This is a genomic window from Geobacillus sp. DSP4a (assembly GCF_013096875.1).
GTDB lineage: Bacteria > Bacillota > Bacilli > Bacillales > Anoxybacillaceae > Geobacillus > Geobacillus thermophilus.
The window spans coordinates 1-798 of record NZ_SDLD01000154.1 but is presented as its reverse complement, the minus strand read 5'-3'; the positions used below and the strand labels follow the sequence as shown (position 1 = coordinate 798).

General features: G+C 43.9%; 1 pseudogene. It reads left to right on the top strand.

The features are described 5' to 3' along the window. A pseudogene (locus tag ETC02_RS16760) lies at positions 1-798 on the top strand (IS630-like element ISBs2 family transposase); the annotation flags it as partial.

Here is a 798-nt window from a genome sequence, read left to right as displayed (position 1 = left end):
TATATTCATGCCTACGCCCAGCGCGGTCTTGATGGACTGGAGATGAAATACTCACCTGGCGCCCCACGTCGATTGACCCCTGAGCAGGAAAAAGAGCTGGCTTTGATCATTGAACATCAGCTCCCCGTAGATGTGGGATTCGAAGCAAAATATAATTGGACGCTTGCGATAATCGCTGAACTCATTCAACAAAAGTGGGGGCCAACATACACGCTTCGCGGAACAAGTGACATTCTGCATCGGTTAGGGCTAAGCTATACGAAACCGACCTATACACTAGCCAATGCCGATGAAGAGAAACAAAAAGAATTCGTCGAAATCACCTTCCCTGAAGTAAAAAAAACTGGTAGATGGGAACATCGCCCATGTCCTCTTTCAAGATGAGTCGATGATTCGTGATTACCAAGCGATTCAAAAAACATGGTTTGTCAAAGGAAAACAACGAATCATTCCGACGTTTGGAAAACATCAAGGGCTGAAGCTGATTGGCACGTTGAACTACGAAACAGGGGAAGTGTTTTGCATCGAAGAAGAACGCTATGACGCGGAAACATTTCTTCGATTTCTTCAACTTGTGTTAGAACGCTATCCCACAGGCAAAATAGTGATGATTTTAGATAACGCTCGAATTCACCATGCCAAACTCATTCAGCCATTTTTAAAAGAACACGAAGATCGGTTAGAGCTCGTCTTTTTGCCACCATACAGTCCGCAATTGAACTTGATTGAAGGGCTATGGAAATGGCTGAAATCAGACGTGATTTACAACGTGTTCTATTCGAGTGTGCAAGAAATTAG